Below are 20,918 nucleotides of genomic sequence, written 5' to 3' on the forward strand. Positions count from 1 at the left end.
GCGCTGCGCATGCGGCGCTTCGTCGAACGACTCGGCGCCCTCGACCGGGACGACACCGCGACCCCCGACGGAACCGGGGTCGAGGCCGCCTCCGACGACGAACTGTTCGCTCTGCTCGACCACCATCTCGAAACCCCCGGGCAGGCCCCGAAAGGTGACCACTCATGAGCGGCGGCGAAGACCGACTGCGGGACTACCTCAAGCGTGCGACCGTCGACCTCCAGCGGGCCCGCGCCCGCATCGCCGAGTTGGAGCGACCACCCGAACCGATCGCCGTGATCGGCATGGCCTGCCGCTATCCCGGCGGCGTGCGCTCGCCCGAGGACCTGTGGCGGCTGGTCGCCGACGGGGTGGACGCGGTGAGCGGCTTCCCGAACGACCGGGGCTGGGCGGTGGACGACCTCTACCACCCCGATCCCGAACACCGGGGCACCAGTTACACGCGCGAAGGCGGATTCCTGGCCGGCGCGGGCGAGTTCGATCCCGCGTTCTTCGGGATCTCGCCGCACGAGGCGCTGGTCATGGACCCGCAGCAGCGGCTGCTCCTGGAGACCTCGTGGGAGGCGTTCGAACGGGCCGGGATCGATCGGCGCGCCCTGCGGGGCAGTTCCACCGGAGTCTTCGTCGGCGGCACCCCCAGCGGCTACGGCTTCGGGGCCGAGCGCCTGCCCGACGGGGTCGAGGGATACGCGCTCACCGGCGGGGTCGGCAGCGCGATGTCGGGCCGGGTGTCCTACGTGCTCGGCCTGGAAGGCCCGTCGGTGACCGTGGACACCGCGTGTTCGTCCTCGCTGGTGGCGCTGCACCTGGCCGTGCAGGCGCTGCGGGGCGGCGAGTGCACGATGGCGCTCGCGGGCGGGGCGAGCGTGATCGCGGACCCGGCCGTCTTCGTCGAGTTCAGCCGCCAGGGCGTGTTGTCCGCCGACGGCCGGTGCAAGTCGTTCGCCGCGGCGGCCAACGGCACCGGGTGGGCCGAGGGGGTCGGGATGCTCCTGGTCGAGCGGCTGGGCGACGCGCGCCGCAGGGGGCACCCCGTACTGGCCGTGGTGCGCGGCAGCGCGGTCAACCAGGACGGCGCGAGCAACGGCCTCACCGCCCCCAACGGCCCCGCGCAACGACGGGTGATCGAGGGGGCGTTGGCGAACGCGGGCCTGGCCCCCGCCGACATCGACGCGGTGGAGGCGCACGGCACCGGCACCCGGCTCGGCGACCCGATCGAGGCCCGGGCACTGATCGCCACGTACGGCGGCGGCCGGGACCCCGAACGGCCGCTGTGGATCGGCTCGGTGAAATCCAACATCGGCCACACCGCCGCCGCCGCCGGCGCGGCCGGGGTCATCAAGATGGTGATGGCGATGCGCCACGGGGTGCTGCCCGGCACGCTGCACGTGGACACGCCGACCCCGCACGTCGACTGGACCGAGGGCGCCGTCGAAGTACTCGCCGAGGCCAGGAACTGGCCCGGCGACGAAGCACCGCGCCGAGCCGGCGTGTCGTCCTTCGGGATCAGCGGTACCAACGCGCACCTGATCCTCGAACAGGCTCCCGAGGCGGCTCCCGACGCCGACGGGGAACCAGAGCCCGGCGCACCGGTGTTGCCCGACCCCGCCGTACTGCCGTTCGTCCTCTCCGCGGACAGCCCCGAGGGCCTGCGGGCCCAGGCCGCGCGCCTGGCCGCCCACCTGGACACCGACGCCGGCCGGGACGCCGCGCTGCCCGACCTGGCCCACTCCCTGCACGCCACCCGGTCCGCCCTGGACCACCGCGCCGTGGTCCGGGTCGGCGACCGCGACCACCTCCGGGAGGCGCTGGCGGGCCTCGCCGCCGGCACCCCGACCGCCGCGGTGACCAAGGGCTTGGCCCGGTACGGCGAACGCGTCGTGTTCGTCTTCCCCGGCCAGGGCTCCGAGTGGTTCGGGATGGCGGTCGAACTGCTCGATCGCGCACCGGTGTTCGCCGCGCGGATCGCCGCGTGCGAGCAGGCCCTCGCCCCGCATGTGGACTGGTCCCTCGAAGAGTTGTTGCGCGCCGACGCCGACACCGCACAGGCGTGGTTGACCCGCGTCGACGTGCTGCCGGCGGTGTTGTGGGCGGTGATGATCGCCCTGGCCGAACTGTGGCGCGCCTGCGGTGTCGAACCCGCCGCCGTGGTCGGCCATTCGCAGGGGGAGATCGCCGCCGCGCACATCGCGGGCGCCCTGAGCCTGGCCGACTCGGCGAAGATCGTCGCCCTGCGCGGCAAGGTCGTCACGGCGTTGGCCGGCCGCGGCGGCGTGCTCTCCGTCGGCGAATCCGCCGCCCGGGTCGGCGCGCGATTGCGACGGTGGCCCGGCCGGTTGTCGATCGCCGTGATCAACGGCCCCGGTTCCACCGGGATCTCCGGCGACACCGCCGCCCTCGACGAACTCACCGCCGAATACGCGGCCGAGCGCGTCCGCCACTGGCGCATCCCCACCACCTACGCCTCGCACAGCCCCCAGGTGGAGGAGATCCGCGACCGGCTGGTCGACGCCCTCGCCGGGATCGAACCGCGCCCGGCGCGCATCCCGTTCCACTCGACGGTCACCGCCGGCCGGTACGACACCACCGGCCTCGACGCCGACTACTGGTACCGCAACCTGCGGCGGACCGTGCGCTTCGAGGAGACCGTACGCGGCCTCGTCGACGCCGGACACACCGCCTTCGTCGAGGTCAGCCCGAATCCCCTGCTGGTCCCGGGCATCGAGCAGATGCTGGACGAAACGGACCGCACCGCCGTCGCGCTCGGCACGCTGCGGCGCGGCCGACCGGATGTCGCACGATTCCTCGGTTCGCTCGCGGAAGCCCACGCGCACGGGCTGCCGGTCGCGTGGAACGCGGTCCTGGGCGCCGGTTTCGGACGGCGGGTGGCGCTGCCGACGTACGCGTTCCGACACCGGCACTACTGGCTGGAAAGCGGCGGCGGCCGGGCCGGCGCGGACGAGGTCGGGCTCGCCCCCGTCGACCATCCGCTCCTGCGCGCCGGGACCACGTTGTCCGACCTCGGCCGGTCGGTGCTGACCGGGTCGATCTCGGCGCGGACGCACCCCTGGGTCGCCGATCACGCCGTCGATGACACCGTCGTGCTGCCCGCAACGGCCCTGGTGGAGCTGGTGATCCGGGCGGCGGACGAGGTGGGCTGCGGCCGGGTCGACGAACTCGACCTCGACATACCGCTGATCCTGCCGCCGACCGGCGGAGTGCGGCTGCAGGTCGTGGTGGGCCCGCCGGACGAAGCGGGCCGTCGCGAACTGACCGTGCACTCCCGCCCGATCGGCGACGGCGGGGCGGCCGAGGGGGGTTGGCAGCGCAACGCCACCGCCGTACTCGATCCCCGCGGCTCCGCCGCGGACTTCGACCTCACCACCTGGCCGCCGACCGATGCCGTCGCGGCGGACATCGATGCCGTCCGGGACCGGGCTCGGGCCGTCGGCCGGGAGTACGGGCCCGCCTTCCGGGGCCCGGAACAGGTATGGCGGGTGGGCGAGGAGGTCTACGCGGAGGTCGTGCTGGGCGAGCGGGAGCGCGACGAGGCCGGGAGATACGGCCTGCATCCGGTGTTGCTCGACCTCGCGCTCCGGGCGTACGACCGGGGCGACCCGGGCGATTCGGACGACGGGGTTCGGCTGCCGTGGGTCTGGCGCGGTGTCTCGCTGCACGCCTCGGGGGCACGACGGCTGCGCGTGCGGCTCGTGCCGCGGGGCGCGGATACGGTGACCGTGCTGGTGGCCGACGGCATGGGTGCTCCGGTGTTGCGCGCCGAGTCCGTCGAACTGCGCCGGATCCGGGTCGAGCGGGCGATCGACGCCGGCGGCGTGCGCGGCCCCGCCCGGGGACCGGCTCGACGGGTGGCGGCGGACGACGCGACGGCCCAGGGGCCCTCGCTCGGGCGACGGTTGTCCGGACTGTCTGCGGCGGACCGGGAGGACGTGCTCGTCGACCTGGTCCGCGCGCAGGTCGCCGCGGTGCTGGGCCACGGGTCCGCGGGCGCGGTGGATCCGGACCGGGCCTTCCGCGACCTGGGCTTCGATTCGCTCACCGCCGTGGAACTGCGCAACCGCCTCACCGCCGACACCGGCCTGCGACTGCCCGCGACGCTGGTCTTCGACCACCCCACGTCCGTCGACCTGGCGCGCCGGCTGCTCGCGGATCTGGCTCCGGAACCGGCCGATGTGCCGCCTCCCGGCACGGCGGGACCGGACGCGTCGGGCGCCGGCGGCACGCCCGCCCACGACCGCGCCGAGGAGGCGGTGGCGTCGATCGCGCGGATGGACGCCGACGAACTCGTGCGCCTCGCGCTCGACGGGCTCGGGGAGGACTGAGGGCGGGGCCGGCCCGCCGGGGTCCGCCCCGCCGCGGCCGTCGTCCCACGCGCGGGCGGAGTACGCCGCGACGTCACCGGGATGCGTCGACGGGTCCGCCGGCGCCGCCGTTCGATGCCGTCACCGCGTCCTCGACGCGCCCAGCCAGTACGGCTCGCGTTGGAACGGGTAGGTCGGCAGCTCGATCCGCCGGGCGGGGACGTCCCGGAACAGCGCGGCGGGCTCCGGGTCGGCGCCGGCCGCGTACAGTCGGGCCACCGCCAGCGCCACCGCCCGAGCGGCGGGCAGTGTGTCCGACAGCAGGTGCACCGTGCCCGGCCGGTCCCCGCCGGGGGCGCCGAGCACCACGACGAGGTCGGTGCCGGGTGTCCCGGTCGCGGCGTCGTGCCCCTCGCCCGCCGTGCCGGTGCCGCCCGCTGCGTCGGTGTCGCTCACCACGTCGGTGTCACTCGCCGCGCCGGCGAGCAGCGCCGCGGCGTCGATCCGCGCGCCGCCGTCGGCCGTCAGGACGGGAACGCGCGCCGGCGCGACCGCGCGGTCGTTCGGGTCGGCGCTGCCCCGGGCGGCCACGGCGGCGGCCTGACGCAGGGTCAGGCTGCCGCCGAGATGGGCGGCGGCGAGCCGGCCCGCGCCGCGCCCGGCGATGGCGTCCGGGCGCAGCCCCAGGCTCTCCAGGAGCCGGTAGGCGGCGACGTGTGCCGCGAACGCGGCGGCGCCGGTGTACGGTTCGGCGTCCTTGCCCGGTGTGGGCAGCGGCCGATCCAGGTGGGGGGCGAGGGCACGGGCGGCCTCGTCCCAGGCGTGCGCGTAGGCCGGGAACGCCGCGTAGAACTCGGCCTCCGCGGCGGGCGAGCGCTCGTCGGCGTCGGGCAGCAGCGCCACCAGGCGGGCGTCGTCGTCGCCGACCCGCCCGGTGACCACGGCGGGATGCGGGGTGCCGGCGGCCAACGCGGCCAGCGCGTCCAGGAGTTCGGCCCGGTCTTCGGCCGGGATCGCGGCGCGTTGCTCGAACATGGTGCGGGTGGTGGCCAGCGACCGCGCCACCTCGGCCGGGGTGACGGTGTTCGCGCGGGCCGTCAGGTGCTCGCGCAATCGGCGGGCCTGTGCGGCGAGCGCGGGTGCGGTGCGGGCCGACAGCAGGCAGGGCGGCGGGCACGATCCGGTGTCGGATACCGGTGTCGTGGGCTCCTCGGGCGGCTGCTCCAGGATGAAGTGCACCTTGGTGCCGTTGCCGCCGAACGAGGACACCCCGGCGCGGCGCGGCCGTCCGGTTTCCGGCCAGGGCACCGCCCGGTGGGGCAGGGCGATGCCGCTGTGCTCCCAGTCGACGTCGGGCAGCGGCTCGGCGGCGTGCAGGGCTTCGGGTACGACGCCGTGTCGCATGGCCAGGATCGTCTTGATCACGCCGACCACCCCCGACGCGGCGTGGGGGTGGCCGATGTTGGCCTTGACGCTGCCCACCCACAGGGGCCGGTCGGCGGGACGGTGCCGGCCGTACGCGTCGATGATCGCCTCGGCCTCGACGGCGTCGCCGAGCGGCGTTCCGGTGCCGTGCGCCTCGACCACGTCGATGTCGGCCGGGCCGAGTCCGGCCTCGGCGAGCGCGAGTCGCATCACCCGACTCTGCGACGGGCCGTGCGGTGCGGTCAGCCCGTTGCCGGCGCCGTTGTGGTTCAGCGCCGAGCCGCGGATCACCGCGAGTTCCGGGTGACCACGTCGGCGGGCCTCGGAGCGGCGTTCGACGATCAGCACCCCGGCGCCCTCGCCCCACCCCGTGCCGTCGGCGGCGGCCGAGAAGGACTTGCACCGGCCGTCGGGCGCGATGCCGCCGAGGTTGTCGAAGGCGGCCGGGAACGCCAGTACGGTCACCCCGCCGACCAGCGCGGAGTCGCACTCGCCGCGCCGCAGCGCCTCGCAGGCCAGGTGCAGGGCGACGCCGGAGGAGGAACAACCGGTGTCGACGGTGAGCGTGGGCCCCTCCAGACCGAACGTGTAGGCCACCCGGGCACAGGCGAACGCCGAGCCGGAGCCGGAGGACACGTAGGGCACGCTCGCCGGGGGAACCGCTCCCGGGTCGAAGACGTAGTTCTGGTAGAAGGTGCCCAGGTAGGCGCCGGTGCGGCCGGCGTCCACCCGCCGGGGGTCCTGCCCCGCGCGCTCCCACGCCTCCCACACCAGTTCCAGCAGCAGCCGCTGCTGGGGATCGATCACCAGCGCCTCGCCCGGACCGATGTCGAAGAACGCCGGGTCGAAGCCGGAGGCGCCGGTGATGAACCCGCCCTCGGGCAGCAGGCCGACGCCGGGCATGGTGTCGGTCAGGGCGGCGAACCGGTCCCGATTCCAGCCGCGGTCGTCCGGGGCGGGCCCGATCGCGTCCCCGCCGGCCGCCAGCAACTCCCAGAGCGCCTCCGGTGATTCGATGCCGCCGGGGAGCCGGCAGCTCATGCCGACGACGACCACGGGGTCGTCCTCGCCGATCGGCTCGGCGCGACGGCGGGCGGCGACAACCGGAGCGGGTTCGTCCGTGTCCCCGGTGAGTCGGGTGCGCAGGTGTCGGGCGACGGCGCCGGGTGTGGGGTGGTCGTAGATCAGGCCGACCGGCAGGCGCAGCCCGGTGCCGGCGGCCAGCCGGTTGCGCAGGTCGACGGCGTTGAGCGAGTCGAAGCCCAGTTCGCGGAAGGGCCGCCCGGGGCCGACCGCGTCGCCGTCGGCGTGGCCGAGGACGGCGGCGGCCTGGGTGCGGACGAGGTCGAGCAGGATCCGGGTTCGCTCGGCGGGCGGTTCGGCGGCCAGTCGGGCGGCGAGGTCCGCGCCGTCGCCCGTGCCCGCGCCCGCGCCGACCGCTCGGCGCAGCGGGGCGCGGATCAGGCCCCGGTACAGCGGCGGCGGGGCGGTGCCGGCGAGTCGGCGGGCGAACGCGTCGAGGTCGATGCGCAGCGGTACGAACAGCGCGGTGTCGGTGCGCAGCGCGGCGTCGACGACGGCCATGCCCTCCGCCGTCGACAGGGCCTGGATCCCGGCATCGACCATGCGCTCCCGGTCGGCGCTCTTCACGCGGCGGGTCAGCTCGCTCGGTTGCGCCCACGGGCCCCAGGCCAGCGAGGTGGCGGGCAGGCCGTGCGCGCGGCGGCGGGCGGCCAGGGCGTCCAGGAAGGTGTTGGCGGCGGCGTAGTTGGCCTGCCCGGCGGTGCCCAGGACGCCCGCGGCCGAGGAGTAGAGCACGAACGCGGCCAGGGGCGCGTCGCGGGTGAGTTCGTCGAGGTGCACGGCGGCGTCCACCTTGGGGCGGAAGACGGCGGCCAGGCGTTCGGGGGTCAGCGCGTCCACGACGGTGTCGTCGACGGCCGCCGCGGCGTGCACGACGGCGGTGAGGGGGTGCTCCGGGGGGATGGCGGCCAGGACGGCGGCGAGCGCGTCCCGGTCGGCGGCGTCGCACGCGGCGACGGTGACGTGGGCGCCTGACTCGCGCAGCTCGGCGACCAGTTCCTCGGCGCCGGGGGTGGTCGGGCCGCGCCGGCTGAGCAGGGCCAGGTGCCGGATGCCGTGCCGGGACACCAGGTGGCGGGTCACGAGTCCGCCGAGGGTGCCGGTGCCTCCGGTGATGAGCACGGTGCCGTTCGGGTCGAGCGGGGTGTGTTCGGGCGCGGGGGTCGTGGCGGCCCGACCGAGCCGGGGGGCGCGCAGCGTGCCGTCGCGGACGACCAGCCGGGGTTCGCCGACGGCCAGGGCGGTGCGGAGGAGTTCGACGGAGAGCGGTGCGGTGATATCGGGGTTGGTGCCCGTGTCGGTGCTCGTGCTCGTGCCGGTGCCGGTGTCGAGCAGCAGCAGGCGTCCGGGGTGTTCGGCGGCGGCCGAGCCGACGAGTCCCCACAGCGGTGCGAGGGCCGGATCCGGGATCTCGCCCGCGTGCACGGCGATCGCGGTTCGGGTGAGCAACACCAGTCGGCTGTCGGCGAGTCGGTCGTCGCGCAGGAACGCCTGTACGGTCGCCAGGACGGCGCGGGTGGTGGCCTCGGGTCCGTCGTCGCCGGCCGGGATCGGGACGACGACGGCGTCCGGGACGCGGGCGCCCGCGGCGACGGCGGCGCTCAGCGCCTCCTGATCGCGGTGGACCCGCACCTCGGCGCCGGCGGTGTGCGGAGCGGCGGACAGGCCCACGCGGTCGGGGACTTCGGTGAGCAGCGCCCAACGCGTCGGTGCGTCGTCCGCGGTCGCGGTCACCGGGGCCCACTCGACGCCGAACAGCAGGTCGGGCGGGAGCGCTGTCGCCGGGTCCGTCGCGGCGACCCGCCCGAAGGCCACCGGGCCGAGGTCGGCGAGGGGTTGCCCGGCGGCGTCCGCGAACGTCGCGGTGACCGTGCCGTCGGGGCCGGGACGGAGCCGGACGCGGGCGGCGTCGGCACCGACGGCGTGTACGGCGACCCGCCCGAGCGAGGTGGGCAGCAGGTCGTGGTCGCCGCCGTCGTCCGGGGTCGGTCGGGCGAGCCGCCAGGCCCGGAGCGCGGCGTCGAGCAGCGCGGGATGGATGCGGTGGCCCCGTACCTCGCCGGCGTCGGCGTCGAGCACCACATCGGCGAACACCTCGTCCCCGCGCCGCCACAACCCGCGGATCCCCGCCGCGTCGGACGCGCCCTCCCGGTCGGGCGGTACGAGCGCGTCGGCGTCGTGCGGCGGCCACTCGTGCTCCGCCGCGACCGGGGGCGGCCCCGGTTCGGCGAGCGCGGCGCCGGCGTATCGGACCCAGCCGCCGTTCCCGACGTCGGGGTGGCGGGCGTGCACGGTGAGCGTACGGGCGGCGACGGTCACCTGGATCCGGGTGGCCCCCGTCGGGGACACCACCAACGGTCGGTCCAGGGTCAACGCCGCCACCGTGCCGCCCACCTCGTCGGCGGCGCGCACCGCCAAGTCCGCCAACGCCCCGGCGCCGAGCGTGGGTACGCCGCGCGCATCGGGCCGCACGCACGGGTCGAGCGCGCCGACGGTGCCGGTCAGGACGACCTCGTCGCGCTCGGCCGATTCCAGCACGGCACCAAGGATCGTATGCTCGGCGGCGTCCAGGCCCAGTGCGGCCGGCTCGCCGGCCCGGCCGCCCGGCATCAGCCAGTAACGGGTGCCCTGGAACGGGTAGGTGGGCAACTCCACGTCCGCCGTGTCGACTTCGGCGAACAGCGGGCCGAGGTCGACCCGGGTGCCGCGCACCGCCGCCTCGGCCAACGAGGTACGAAACCGCAGCAGGGAGTCGTCGTCGCGGCGCAGCGTCGCGACGGCGACGGCATCCGCCTCGGTGCTCTCGATGCACTCCTCGACGGCCGCCGTGAGCACCGGGTGCGGCCCCATCTCGACGAACACACCGTGTCCGTGTCGCAGCAGTGCGCGCACGCCCTGCTCCAGCAACACGGGCCGGCGCAGATTGCGGTACCAGTAGTCGGCGTTCAGATGTGTGGTGTCGATCCAGTCGCCGGTGACGGTGGACCACATCGGCACTTCGCCGTCCCGGGGCACGATGTCCGCCAGTTCGGCGATCAGTTGCCCGCGCACGGCCTCGACCTGCGGCGAGTGCGAGGCGTAGTCGGCCGGGACGCGGCGCACCCGCACACCGTCGGCCTCGCAGGCCCGGACGAAGACGTCGAGTCGATCCGGCGGGCCGGAAACGACGGTGGAGCGGGGGCCGTTGTGCGCGGCGACGGACAGTTCGGTACCGGTGTCGGCGATCCGGGCCAGGACCTCGTCGGCGGACAGGGCAACCGAGGCCATCCCGCCGCGACCGGCCAACGCGGCCACGGCCCGGCTGCGCAGTGCGACGACCTTGGCGCCGTCGGCCAGGGACAGCGCGCCGGCGACACAGGCCGCGGCGATCTCTCCCTGGGAGTGGCCGAGTACGGCGGCCGGCCGCACACCGTGGTCCTGCCACAACCGGGCGAGGGAGACCATGACCGCCCACAGCGCCGGCTGCACGAGATCGACCCGGGCGAGCGCGGCCTCGTCGTCCAGCACCCGGCTCAGCGGCCGGTCCAGCCACGGCGCCAAGGCTTCCTCGCACGCGGCCAAGTGCGCGGCGAACGCCGGGCATTCGGCACGCAGCCGGGTCGCCATCCCGGTCCACTGGGAGCCCTGGCCGGGGAAGACGAAGACCACCTTGCCGCGGACGGTGGCCGCCCCCTCGACCAACAGCGGGGACACGGCGCCGGATTCGAGCGCCCGCAGCGGCTCGAAGGCCCGGTCGAGGTCGTCCACCAGGAGCACCGCCCGATGCTCGAAGGCGGCCCGGCGACCGGCCAGGGCGGCACCGATCGCGACGGGGTCCGGCCGGGGATCGCGCGCGCACCACTCGGCCAGTTGCCGCGCCCGCGCCCGCAGCGCCCGCGGGGTGGCCGCCGACAACAACCACGGCACCGGTCCGCCGCGCAGCGGACCGTCGGGACGCCGCTCCCGAGGTACGGCCGGCGGCGGGTCGTCCGCGGGGTCGGCCTGTTCGAGCACGACGTGCGCGTTGGTGCCGCTGACCCCGAACGAGGACACCGCGGCGCGGCGCGGCCGGTCGGTGTGCGGCCACGGGCGGGCCCGGTCGGCGAGCCGGACGTGCCCCGCCGACCAGTCGATGTGCGGAGAGGGCGCGTCGATGTGCAGGGTGCGCGGCACCTGCCCGTGGCGCAGCGCCAGCACGGCCTTGATCACCCCGGCGACTCCCGCCGCGCCCTGGGCGTGGCCGATGTTGGACTTGACCGACCCGAGCCACAAGGGCCGTCGCGGATCGCGTCCCTGCCCGTACGTGGCCAGCAGGGCCTGTGCCTCGATCGGGTCGCCGAGTGTGGTGCCGGTGCCGTGCGCCTCGACGAGGTCGACCTGATCGGGCGTCAGTCCGGCGTCGGCGAGGGCGGCTCGGATCACCCGCTGCTGGGACGGGCCGTTGGGTGCGGTCAGTCCGTTCGACGCGCCGTCCTGGTTGACCGCCGAACCGCGCAGCACGGCGAGCACCCGTCGGCCGTTGCGACGGGCGTCCGACAGCCGTTCGACCAGCAACAGGCCCGCGCCCTCGGCCCACGCGGTCCCGTCGGCCGCGGCGGCGAAGGGTTTGCAGCGGTTGTCCGGGGCGCGCAGGCCCTGGTCGCCGAAGCCGTGGAAGATGGCGGGGGAGGCCATCACGGTCACCCCGCCGGCCAGGGCCAGCGAACACTCGCCGGAGCGCAGCGCCCGAACCGCCAGGTGCAGTGCCACGAGCGAGGAGGAGCAGGCGGTGTCCACGGTGACCGCCGGGCCCTCCAAGCCGTAGACGTAGGAGAGCCGGCCCGAGAGCACGCTGCTGGACGCGCCGCTGAGCAGGTAGGTGGCCACCCCCTCGGGCACCTCGGCGACGCCGTGGCCGTAGTTGCTGACCGTGGCGCCGACGAAGACGCCGGTGGAGCTGTGCCGGAGCGAGGCGGGCACGATGCCGGCGTTCTCCAGGACCTCCCAGGAGGTCTCCAGGAGCAGCCGCTGCTGGGGGTCCATCGCGAGCGCCTCGCGGGGCGAGATGCCGAAGACGGAGGCGTCGAAGTGGCCGGCGCGGTCGAGGAATCCGCCCTGGAGCCGCGGGCCGATGCCGAGCCCGGCCGCGGCGAGGTCGAGCAACTGCCGTTCCCAGCCGCGATCGTCCGGCGGATCGCCGATGGTGTCGACGCCGTCGGCGAGCACCCGCCACAGGTCCGGGGCGGAGGCGACCGACCCGGGCAGGCGGCAGCCCATCCCGACGATCGCGATCGGCTCGCCGGTGGCGGCGGTCAGTTCGGCGTTGTGCGCGCGCAGCCGTTCGTTCTGCGTCAGAGCCGCCCGAAGCGCCTCGACGAGCCGATCGGAAGGGGCGTTGGCACGCGGGGGTGTGGCACTCACGCCGAACTCCGCTCGTCGCAGTGAACAGGCCGGCACCGGCACGGGCCCCGGCGGAGAACAGAACCATCCCCAACCTAGGCGCCGCGATCCGCGATCCCCGACCCCACCTTCCCACCACCCGACCCCTGCCCACCCGACCCGAACCCCTCACACCCTCCCCGACCCCACCCCTGCCGCCCGGCCGCGCACCGGCGTGGGAGAGGGGAGGTTGCCCCGGCTCGGCGGAGTCCGGCAATCGGTTCCGGGGCGTGGGAGCGGTGTTCGTCGTGCGGTTCGCCGTCGGCGCGCGAACGCGCCGGTCACGGGCGGGGGATGCCGGCCAGGCCCCTGATGAAGATGTCGAGGCCGAATTCGATCCTGGCCTCGCGGTCTCCGCCGATCATGTGCGGCATGAGCGCGACCAGGGTCGGGAAGCGTTCCGGTGGCAGTGCGGCGATGACCTCGCCCAGATACGCCTGCGCCATCGCCATCGGATTCTCGCCCTCCCCGGCCCGCGACAGGTACAGCGCCGCCTCGAAGACGTCGGCCGATATGTAGAGCTGAAGCACGTCCAGCACCCACGCGCTGGCCTGCTCCGGCACGCCGCCGCCGCGCATGACGGCCAACAGCCCCTCACTGATCCGCAGGGCGTTGGGCCCCGACGGGATCGCGGCCAGCGCCGCGCGGCCCAGGTCGTTGTGCGAGGCCAGGACGCGGCGGAAGTCCAGTACGACGTCCTTGAGTTGCTCCTGCCAGCGGGCGGGGTCCGGCGTCGGGATCCGCACCTCGCCGAGCACGTGGTCCAGGACCAGTTCGAGCAACTCCTCCTTGCCCGACACGTGGACGTACAGCGACGCCGGCCCCGTGTGCAATTCGTCCGCGACCCGGCGCATGCTCACCGCCTCCAGCCCGCCGGCGTCGAGCACGGTCAGCGCCGCCGCGACGATCGAGTCCCGGCTCAGCGGGGGTCGCACCGGCCCGGCACGCCGCCGGCGCCACGGGGGCGCGGGCAGGTCGGGTGCGTTCGCGCCGATGGATTCCGGCTGCCGGTCGCCGTCGGCGCGGGGCCCGGTCCGCGACGTTTTCGCCATGTGATGCCCGTCCTGCGTCGATCGAGGGTTGCGATCAGCGTAGTTGACCCGAACACTGGCAGATGAAGGAACGTCGTTCGTTGTAACGAACGTCATTCGTAAAGGAGTTGCCATGAACACGGACACCATCGGCACGGGAGCCACCCGATGACACACGACATCGACGTCGCGGTCCGCGAGGACGACCGCGACGCCGCGGCGAACCTGCTCGCCGAGCACTACGCCCTCGGCACGCTGGACAAGGAGACTCTGGAGGCCCGGCTGAGCGACGTGCTGGCCGCCGCCACGATCACTCAATTGTCCGCCGCGACGGCCGACTTGCCCGCGCTGCGGCAAACCCCCGCCCCGCCGTCCGGGACCACCCGACGGCGGGACGAACGCCCGGGCCGCTCCGACTCCCGACGCCTCGCCCGGTCGCCCCACCGCACCCCCGGCCGGCATCGTGGCGGCCGCGCGTACGCCCTCGCCGCGCTGCTGGTCGTCGTACTGTGCCTGGTCGTCGACGACCCCAAGGCCCGCATCCTCGTCGCGATCCTCGTGGCGACGGCCCTGACCCGAAAGTTGCACCACCGCCGGCACCACCACCGAAGGGCCTGACCGCCGACGGCGGTCGCGAGGTGGGCGGGGGGAGGGTCCGGGATCTCGAACCCTCGCCCCGGGTGGTCGTGGGACGGCGCTGTCAGCCGCCGCAGTCCCACGCGTAGTTGGCCGGGCCGCCGGTCGAGTCCCAACGGAAACGCTTGGTCTCGGTGGGGGCGAGGTATTGGCATTCGGGATCGGGCCAGCCCGAAACCTGGACGCTCAGATTCATCCGGCGTCCGCAGTCGTTGCGAACGTCCGCCCACCGCCACGTGGGAAACCCGACGTGCGTGTCCTGGGCGACGATGACGGCGCACTCCAGGGGTTCCGCGGCGGGAACGGCGGTGGTGCCGGCGGTCGCCGCCGGTGAACAGAACGCGAGGACGCCGGCGGCCGCGATCGTGAGGGCGGCGGCGGTCGCCGGGGCCGGATGTCTGCGGGAACGAGCGGAAGTACGCATGGTTTCCTCCGTATCGGGACTATGCCGCCCGGTTTGGGGGCACACGTCCACCCTTCCGCAATCGGGCAACCGAGTCGTCACGCAGCGGTACGAGCGGGTCGTACACCGAACTGTGTACGGCCTTCAGCCATTCGGCCTCGTCCGGATCCTCACGGCGCGGCGGGGCCGGGCTGATCGTGGGTGGAGCAGTGGATGCCGCCGCCACCCGAGGCGATGAAGTCGATCTGCACCGGCACGATCTCGCGGCCGGGGAAGTGGTCGCGCAGGATCTGTCGTGCGCGGTCGTCGGCCTTCGCGTCGCCGAACTTCGGCATGAAGACGGCGCCGTTGGCGACGTAGAAGTTGGCGTACGTGGACACGAAGTCCTTGCCGGTCCCGGTCATCAGATCCGGGTCCGGCTGCGGCAGTTCGACGATCTCGATGGCCTTGCCGCGGGCGTCGGTCGCCTTGGAGAGCACGGAGCGCGCCTGGTCGGCGGCCCGCGACCACGAGTCGGCCGGCATCCCCGGGAACGCCTTGTCGAGCAGTACGGCGCCGGACGCGGCGAAGCGCGCGAGCGAGTCGACGTGCGCGTCGGTGATGTCCTCGCCGCGCACGCCCGCGAACCAGATCACCGTCGTGACGCCCAGGACCCGCTTGAGTTCGTCCTCGATCTCCTGGCGCGACTTGCCCGGATTGCGGTTGGCGTTGACCACCGAACTCTCGGTCACCATCAGCGTCCCCCGGCCGTCGGTCTCGAACGAGCCGCCCTCGGCGACGAGCCAGGTGCGGTCGCGGGGCAACCCGTACCTGGTCAGGACCGCGCCGGCGACCTTGGCATCGTTGGCGTGTTGCTGCTTGTCGCCCCAACCGTTGAAGTTGAAGTCGACGCCGGACACCTTGCCGTCGCGCTCGACGAAGACCGACACCGTGTCCCGGGCCCACAGGTCGTCGACGCCGATGGGTACCACCTCGACGTCGTTTCCGCATGCCTGCCGCGCCGCGCCGACCTGGTCGGGCCGGGCCAGTACGACCACGGCCTCGTGGGCCGCGACGGCACGCGCGACGCGGGCGATGTCCTGGCGCACCCCCGGCAGTTCGCTGCCCCAGATGCCGGTGGACGCGGGCCAGGACATGAAGGTGCGGGTGTGGCCGTCCCACTCGGCGCCGAACCGGACCCCGGACGGCGAGCCGGACGCGGATCCCCGCGGGGTGGTGGGCGTCGGCCCGGACGAGGTGTCGCCGCCGCCGGAGTCGGAGCAGGCCGCCACGCCGAGGAGGACGGCGCCGGCTCCGGTGAGGTGGCGCAGGAGGGACCTGCGGGACAGCGAGTTGTCGGGCACGTGGACTCCGGGAATCGGGCTGCGGGCGCGGCCGGGCGGGCGGGCCCGGCGAAGCGCGGCACCGCAACGACGGTAGGGCAAAGTGGACGAATCGGTCGGCGACGCCACGACCGCCGACCCGGAGGAGGGGGCGGACGGGTGAAATCGCGACTGGGTGGACGACGGTGTCTCGACTGTCGCACTAACTGAAAGTTCAGTCAATTCCGGAGAAATCATCACGGTGCGTGATGGGTGTCGACTCGGCTATGCGCGGTCGCGGAACACCTTGCGGAACAGGACGCCCACACCGCCCTCGAAGGTGACTCCGGGGATCTCGAAGTCTCGAGTCTCCTCGTGGAATCCCATGCGAGCGTGCAGTTCGACGGAGACGCGGTTCCGCGCGTTGCAGAAGTATCGGGCCTCGGGCGCGCGGGCTTCGATCCAGTCCAGGCGGGATCGGGTCGGACTCGTCCCCGCCCCGAGTCGGCGGGCGTCGGGATCGACCACGACACCGGCGAGGTAGTAGCCGGTCGGCGCGGTCGCCACGTCCAGTCGGACCACGCGTCCGTACCCGATCACATCGTGATCGGCGCCGATCGCGACCAGGAAGCACCCGGTGGGCCGGCGCAACCACCCGCGAACGAGCCCCTCGAAGTCGACCGCGTCGGCGCCCTCTCCCGCGTACCGCCGCGCCAGGACCGCACAGCGTTCGACGTCGGCCACGGTCGCATGGCGTACCGATACCGGCGTGGCGCGTGGTTGTCGGGACTTGCCCCCGGCGGGCTCGAAGTCCGCGAACTCCGGCATGGCTCGGTCTCTTCTCCCGGTCCGGAACGTGGAATCACACGGCACCACGGATTCTGCCGGCGGCCCGAACGGTGCCGGTGATCGCGTCGTGGGGCAACCGAAGTCGGGGGGTCGTCAGTCGGTTGTGGCGGGGGTGGTGCGTCCGTTCGTGGTCACGGCGGACTTGCCGCCGATGGCCGACATGCACGCGGGGCACAGAAGGTCGGACAGGGCGTCGTCGACCGCCGCGGCGGTGTGGTCCGGCAGCCCGACGCCACACGCGGCGGTGCGGAAGTGCGCGACGGCGTGCCACCAGCGGGTGTCCTTGCTTTCCACTGCTCGCAGGATGTGCATGACAACCTCTCGGATGTCGGATCATCGGCCGTCGTCCATGCAACTACCGCCGCTCGCCGGCCGCACCCGCACCGTGGCGTCGAGCCCGGCCGCGGAGCCGGGCGCGCGGGACACGGCCCGGAACCGGCGGACATCCTCCGCTGTCGGCCGAACGGGTGCGGCGGGGCCGGAGCCGCGGGCCGCCCGCGTCGGGCCCGAGTGCGTCCGTGTCGCTCGGCATCGCGCCGGGCGGGCGGGGAAAGACGGCCGATTCCCGACGGTTTTCCCGGCGGCCCCCGCCGGTTTTCACCGCCGCCCGGCCGTCGGGAATTCGACCGCCGGGGCGGAACGATCCGCCCGGGAATTCCGATGTCGCGGGGCATGCGAAAAAGGGCGGGGTGCGGCCCGAACTCGATAAACGAGTCGGGCACACCCCGCCCGCACGTTTCGGTGACGCGGACGAGCCGGGCCGGACGGGCGTGGGGCGCGTCGTCGGGCGGTCTACCAGCGGTACCAGCGTCCCCGCCTGCCGCCGGCGCCCGCCGAGCGGAAGATGAAGCCGAGGGCCCAGACGACCAGGACGATCACCGCTATCCACCACAGAGCCTTCAATGCGAAACCTGCGCCGAAAAGGATCAGCGCGAGAAGCAGGACCACCAAAAGGGGAATCATTGTTTTACCTCCGCCCCACGTCTGCCCCGCGCACCGAAGCACATTCCCGAGAATTCCCCTGTTTCGCCCGCTCATTCCCGGAAAGACTCCGCCGAAGCCCGCATGCGCGCGGCGTCCGGGCGTGGGGCGGTCAGTCGGCCGGGTCGGTTTCGGGGGCGGTGCCTTCGGCGAGGACCAGGGCCAGGAGGCCGGGGAAACGTCGGTCGATGTCCTCGCGGCGCAGTTGCGCCTTGCGGCTGTTGCCGCGATCGACCTGCCGGATCAGGCCGGCCTCGCGCAGGATCCGGAAGTGGTGGGTGAGGGTGGATTTGCCGACGGGCAAACGGAAGGACGTGCAGGTGCGTTCGCCGGTGTCCGGGTCGTGCACGAGGACCTTGACGATCCGCAGCCGCATGGGGTCGTCGAGAGCGGCCAGCACCTGGGCGAGGGTGACGTTCTCGATCTCGGGGTGGAACAGCTCTCCCGGCATGGCCCTCGTTCCTCGTGCTGTTCGTCGTGCGGTGCCGCCGCCCATTGCTCATGGTAAGGGCTGGATCGTACCTCCCTATCGTCCCGTCGCGGCGAGGGTGTGCGAGGCGCTCGGCGTGCCGGCGTCGCGGGGGCCGAACAGGGCCGTGAGGGTGCCCTCCAGGCGGTGTGCGGCGAGCTCGTCGTGGGGCGCGGACCAGGCGATGTAGCCGTCGGGGCGGACGAGCCGGGCCCGTGGCGGGTGGGCGTGCGCGGGCTTGGCGTGGGCGATCGTGACACGGTCGGCCCAGGGGTGGATCCGTGCGGACAGGGTGGCGGTGTCGCCCGCGGTCTCGGAGATCAGTACCGCGTTGCCGTCGGCGAGCAGGTCGCTCAGGCGGGTGGGGCCGCCGCCCGGGGTGGTCAGTGGCCGGTCGGTGGCGAAGGTGCCCGCGTCGGGGGCGTCGCGGGAGACGCCGGCGGCGGTCGACGGCGGGTAGGCGACGTCCTGTGCGCTGATCATGTCGCCGATGTGGCGCCGGGCCTCGGGCAGGGCGAGGAGTTCACGGGTCAGCGCGCGCAGCGGGTCCGCGGTGGCGTCGGGCCGCATGAGCTGGGACTGGACGCGGGTGTTGTCGATGACCCGGCGGGCGGCGGGGCGGCGCTCGTCGGTGTAGGTGTCGAGCAGGGCGACATCGGCCCCGTCGCGGATGACGGACGCGAGTTTCCAGCCGAGGTTGAACGCGTCCTGCAGGCCGAGGTTCAGGCCCTGGCCGCCCATGGCCGAGTGGTGGTGCGCCGCGTCGCCGGCGAGCAGGACGCGGCCCAGGCGGTAGGTGTCGGCCAGGCGGGCGAAGTCGCCGGTGCGGCGGGCGATGCGGAGGTCGGTGAACGGCACCGGGCGGCCGACGATCCGGTCCAGGGTGCGCCGCAGTTCGTCGGCCGTCACCGGGCTGTGCCGGTCGGGGGCCGGGAGGGTCCAGTCGAAGGTGATGATCCGACTCGGGCCCGCGGGGTTGACGTTGGTCATGGTCCAGCCGCGCGGGGTGCGGTTCCACCCGATGGGGGCGTGTCGGGGCTCCAGCAGTCGGGCGAGTGCGACGATCGAGGAGAACGTCGCGGGGTGGTCGCCGGCGGCGATGCCGGCGGCGGTACGTACCGTGCCGCGCGCGCCGTCGGTGCCCACCGCCCAACGCGCGGACAGGGGACGGGAGATGCCGGTGGTGAGGTCGGCGACCTCCAGGTCGACCCGGTCCGGATGGCGGGTGAGGCCGCGGACCTCGTGGCGGCGGAAGACGCGTGCGCCGAGCCGCGTGGCGCGGTCCTCGAAGTAGCGCTCGACCCGCGCCTGCGGCAGGCCGGCGATCGGGGCGCCCTCGACGGCGGGCGCGGTGATGGTCAGGCCCGACATCCCAGCGAAGTGGAACGGCGTGGTCACCTCCGCGTCCGGTGCGGCGTCGAGCGGGCCGCCGGCGAGCACGCCGCGCCGGACGAGGGACTGCACGGTACGGGCGTGCAGGGTGCCCGCCTTCGGCTCCTCGCAGGGCTCGGCGGCCCGCTCGACGACCACCACCCGCACGTCGCGCAGGGCGAGTTCGGTGGCAAGCAGCATGCCCACGGGACCACCGCCGACCACGGCCACCTCGACCTCCCGGGGCAGGACGGGGCGGGGGGCCTCCGGCACGGATGACGTCATCACAACCTCCTTGGTACGGTGTGGATCGTACCTTTAGGTACGGCCGAGATCCTACCTTGATGGTATGGCTGTCATCGTACCTGGATGGTACGACTCTGATCGTACCTTGATACGCCGGGATCGCACTCGGAACCGCCGTCCGGGTCGGATTCCTCGCCGCGCCCGCCGCAATCCGTGCCCGGCGGGTGGGACTTCGTACGATCGTTGAGCAGTGGCCGGACCGGAGCGGATCGGGCGAACGACGTGGGCTTGGCGGGTGTGCGGCGGATGGTCTGGAGTGGGATCGAGTGCGGGTAGGGCGCGAGGCGGTGCCGAGGCCGGCCCGGGTGTCGTCGGAGCGCCGGTGGGTTGCCGTTCCGCCCGCGTTCGGGTCGGTGGTGATGGCCACGGGCATCGTGTCGATCGCGCTGTTCGCCGCCGGATTCCGCACGCTGTCGGTGCTGTTCATGTGGCTCGACGTCGGCGTGTGGGTGCTGCTCGCGGCGGCCTTCGGTGCCCGAGCGCTTCGTGATCCGCGTGGCTGGCGGACTGCCGCCGCCACACCGCCCGCGCTCACCGCCGTGGCGGCGACGACCGTTCTCGGTACCCGGCTCGTGCTCTTCGGGTGGACGGACACGGCGTGTGTGCTTCTGGCGCTGGCCGCGGTCGTCTGGCCGGTCCTGCTCGTCGATGTCGTCACCCACATGGGGCATCGCATGCCGGGCGCGGTCTTTCTCGTCTGTGTCGCCACCCAGGGCCTCGGCGTCCTGGCCGGCCAACTCGCCCTGGTGGGGGAGGGCGACTGGCTCGCGTGGGCGGCACTCGTGCTGTACGGGCTCGGGTTGGCGCTGTACGTCCTCGCCTGTACGCGCTTCGACTTCCGGCAGGTGCTCACCGGCGCGGGAGACCACTGGGTCGCGGGCGGTGCCCTGGCCATCTCCGCCGTGGCCGGATCGAAACTGGTCGCGTCACCCGTGTGGACCGGGCCCGCGCACGACGCGCTGCGTACGCTCACGCTGGTCGTCCTCGGCCTGGCCCTCGCCTGGTACGCGGTGCTCGCGGTGGGCGAACTCGTGCGCCCGCGCCCGCATTACGACACGCGCCGCTGGGCCACGGTCTTCCCCCTGGGCATGACCGCGGCGGCCTGCCTGCTCCTGTCCACCGCCGCGCACGTGTCGTGGCTGGACCCGCTGGGCCGTGTCCTGCTGTGGATCGCGGTGGCGGCGTGGACGCTGACCGGCATCGGACTCCTGCGCGACCTGGCCGGCCGCGACGACCTCGGGTAGCACCGAACGCCCGCTCGCGCGCGTCCGCCGCCGGCGGTCGCCCCGGGACGACCGCCGGCCCCGAGGAGGCCGCACCTCCACCTCCGGCCGAGCCGATCGGCTC

General features: G+C 74.2%; 10 protein-coding genes and 2 pseudogenes. 3 read left to right on the forward strand and 9 right to left on the reverse strand.

What is annotated here, in order from left to right:
* Positions 1–176 precede the first annotated feature (176 nt).
* A pseudogene (locus tag EMA17_RS16575) lies at positions 177–4,151 on the forward strand (type I polyketide synthase); the annotation flags it as partial.
* Between the two features lie 1,185 nt (positions 4,152–5,336).
* Here the strand turns inward: EMA17_RS16575 and EMA17_RS16580 are convergent.
* Positions 5,337–12,164: pseudogene (locus tag EMA17_RS16580) on the reverse strand (type I polyketide synthase); the annotation flags it as partial.
* Positions 12,165–12,505: 341 nt separating this feature from the next.
* On the reverse strand, positions 12,506–13,276 hold the full coding sequence (locus tag EMA17_RS16585) for a TetR/AcrR family transcriptional regulator (RefSeq protein ID WP_126637793.1): 771 nt from the start codon (positions 13,274–13,276) through the stop codon (positions 12,506–12,508).
* A 147-nt stretch (positions 13,277–13,423) separates the two neighbouring features.
* Between EMA17_RS16585 and EMA17_RS16590 the strand changes: the two genes are divergently transcribed.
* Complete coding sequence (locus EMA17_RS16590) at positions 13,424–13,873, forward strand: DUF1707 SHOCT-like domain-containing protein (RefSeq protein WP_126637794.1); 450 nt, start codon at positions 13,424–13,426, stop codon at positions 13,871–13,873.
* An 82-nt stretch (positions 13,874–13,955) separates the two neighbouring features.
* Here the strand turns inward: EMA17_RS16590 and EMA17_RS16595 are convergent, their stop codons facing one another.
* From EMA17_RS16595 to EMA17_RS16625, 7 genes are all read right to left on the reverse strand, one after another.
* On the reverse strand, positions 13,956–14,315 hold the full coding sequence (locus EMA17_RS16595) for an alpha-amylase inhibitor (RefSeq protein ID WP_126637795.1): 360 nt from the start codon (positions 14,313–14,315) through the stop codon (positions 13,956–13,958).
* A 149-nt stretch (positions 14,316–14,464) separates the two neighbouring features.
* The gene (locus EMA17_RS16600; protein WP_126637796.1) at positions 14,465–15,637 is read right to left on the reverse strand and encodes an agmatine deiminase family protein; all 1,173 of its coding nucleotides are present in this window, start codon (positions 15,635–15,637) and stop codon (positions 14,465–14,467) included.
* Between the two features lie 243 nt (positions 15,638–15,880).
* Positions 15,881–16,423, reverse strand: coding sequence for a GNAT family N-acetyltransferase (locus EMA17_RS16605; protein ID WP_126637797.1), 543 nt, complete (start codon positions 16,421–16,423; stop codon positions 15,881–15,883).
* 114 nt (positions 16,424–16,537) lie between these two features.
* Positions 16,538–16,738: a hypothetical protein gene (locus EMA17_RS16610; RefSeq protein ID WP_246126709.1), complete on the reverse strand. Its 201-nt coding sequence runs from the start codon at positions 16,736–16,738 to the stop codon at positions 16,538–16,540.
* A 498-nt stretch (positions 16,739–17,236) separates the two neighbouring features.
* Positions 17,237–17,407: a DUF5670 family protein gene (locus EMA17_RS16615; RefSeq protein WP_126637799.1), complete on the reverse strand. Its 171-nt coding sequence runs from the start codon at positions 17,405–17,407 to the stop codon at positions 17,237–17,239.
* Positions 17,408–17,537: 130 nt separating this feature from the next.
* Positions 17,538–17,876, reverse strand: a complete 339-nt coding sequence (locus EMA17_RS16620; protein ID WP_126637800.1) for an ArsR/SmtB family transcription factor — start codon at positions 17,874–17,876, stop codon at positions 17,538–17,540.
* 75 nt (positions 17,877–17,951) lie between these two features.
* Positions 17,952–19,550 carry an FAD-dependent monooxygenase gene (locus EMA17_RS16625; protein WP_126637801.1) on the reverse strand — a complete coding sequence of 533 codons (1,599 nt, stop codon included), beginning with the start codon at positions 19,548–19,550 and terminating at the stop codon, positions 17,952–17,954.
* A 326-nt stretch (positions 19,551–19,876) separates the two neighbouring features.
* Between EMA17_RS16625 and EMA17_RS16630 the strand changes: the two genes are divergently transcribed.
* Positions 19,877–20,815 (forward strand): tellurite resistance/C4-dicarboxylate transporter family protein, encoded by a 939-nt coding sequence (locus tag EMA17_RS16630; RefSeq protein WP_281290509.1) that lies wholly within the window; start codon positions 19,877–19,879, stop codon positions 20,813–20,815.
* Positions 20,816–20,918: the final 103 nt, after the last annotated feature.

Origin of the sequence: Embleya hyalina (assembly GCF_003967355.1) — a bacterium.
Taxonomy (GTDB): domain Bacteria; phylum Actinomycetota; class Actinomycetes; order Streptomycetales; family Streptomycetaceae; genus Embleya; species Embleya hyalina.

What these genes read in the sequence shown, in the direction of transcription:
- EMA17_RS16595 (WP_126637795.1), bottom strand. Translation starts at nt 14,315, where the DNA reads ATGCGTACTTCCGCTCGTTCCCGCAGACATCCGGCCCCGGCGACCGCC.
- EMA17_RS16620 (WP_126637800.1), bottom strand. Translation starts at nt 17,876, where the DNA reads ATGCCGGGAGAGCTGTTCCACCCCGAGATCGAGAACGTCACCCTCGCC.
- EMA17_RS16585 (WP_126637793.1), bottom strand. Translation starts at nt 13,276, where the DNA reads ATGGCGAAAACGTCGCGGACCGGGCCCCGCGCCGACGGCGACCGGCAG.
- EMA17_RS16590 (WP_126637794.1), top strand. Translation starts at nt 13,424, where the DNA reads ATGACACACGACATCGACGTCGCGGTCCGCGAGGACGACCGCGACGCC.
- EMA17_RS16615 (WP_126637799.1), bottom strand. Translation starts at nt 17,407, where the DNA reads ATGATTCCCCTTTTGGTGGTCCTGCTTCTCGCGCTGATCCTTTTCGGC.
- EMA17_RS16625 (WP_126637801.1), bottom strand. Translation starts at nt 19,550, where the DNA reads ATGACGTCATCCGTGCCGGAGGCCCCCCGCCCCGTCCTGCCCCGGGAG.
- EMA17_RS16605 (WP_126637797.1), bottom strand. Translation starts at nt 16,423, where the DNA reads ATGCCGGAGTTCGCGGACTTCGAGCCCGCCGGGGGCAAGTCCCGACAA.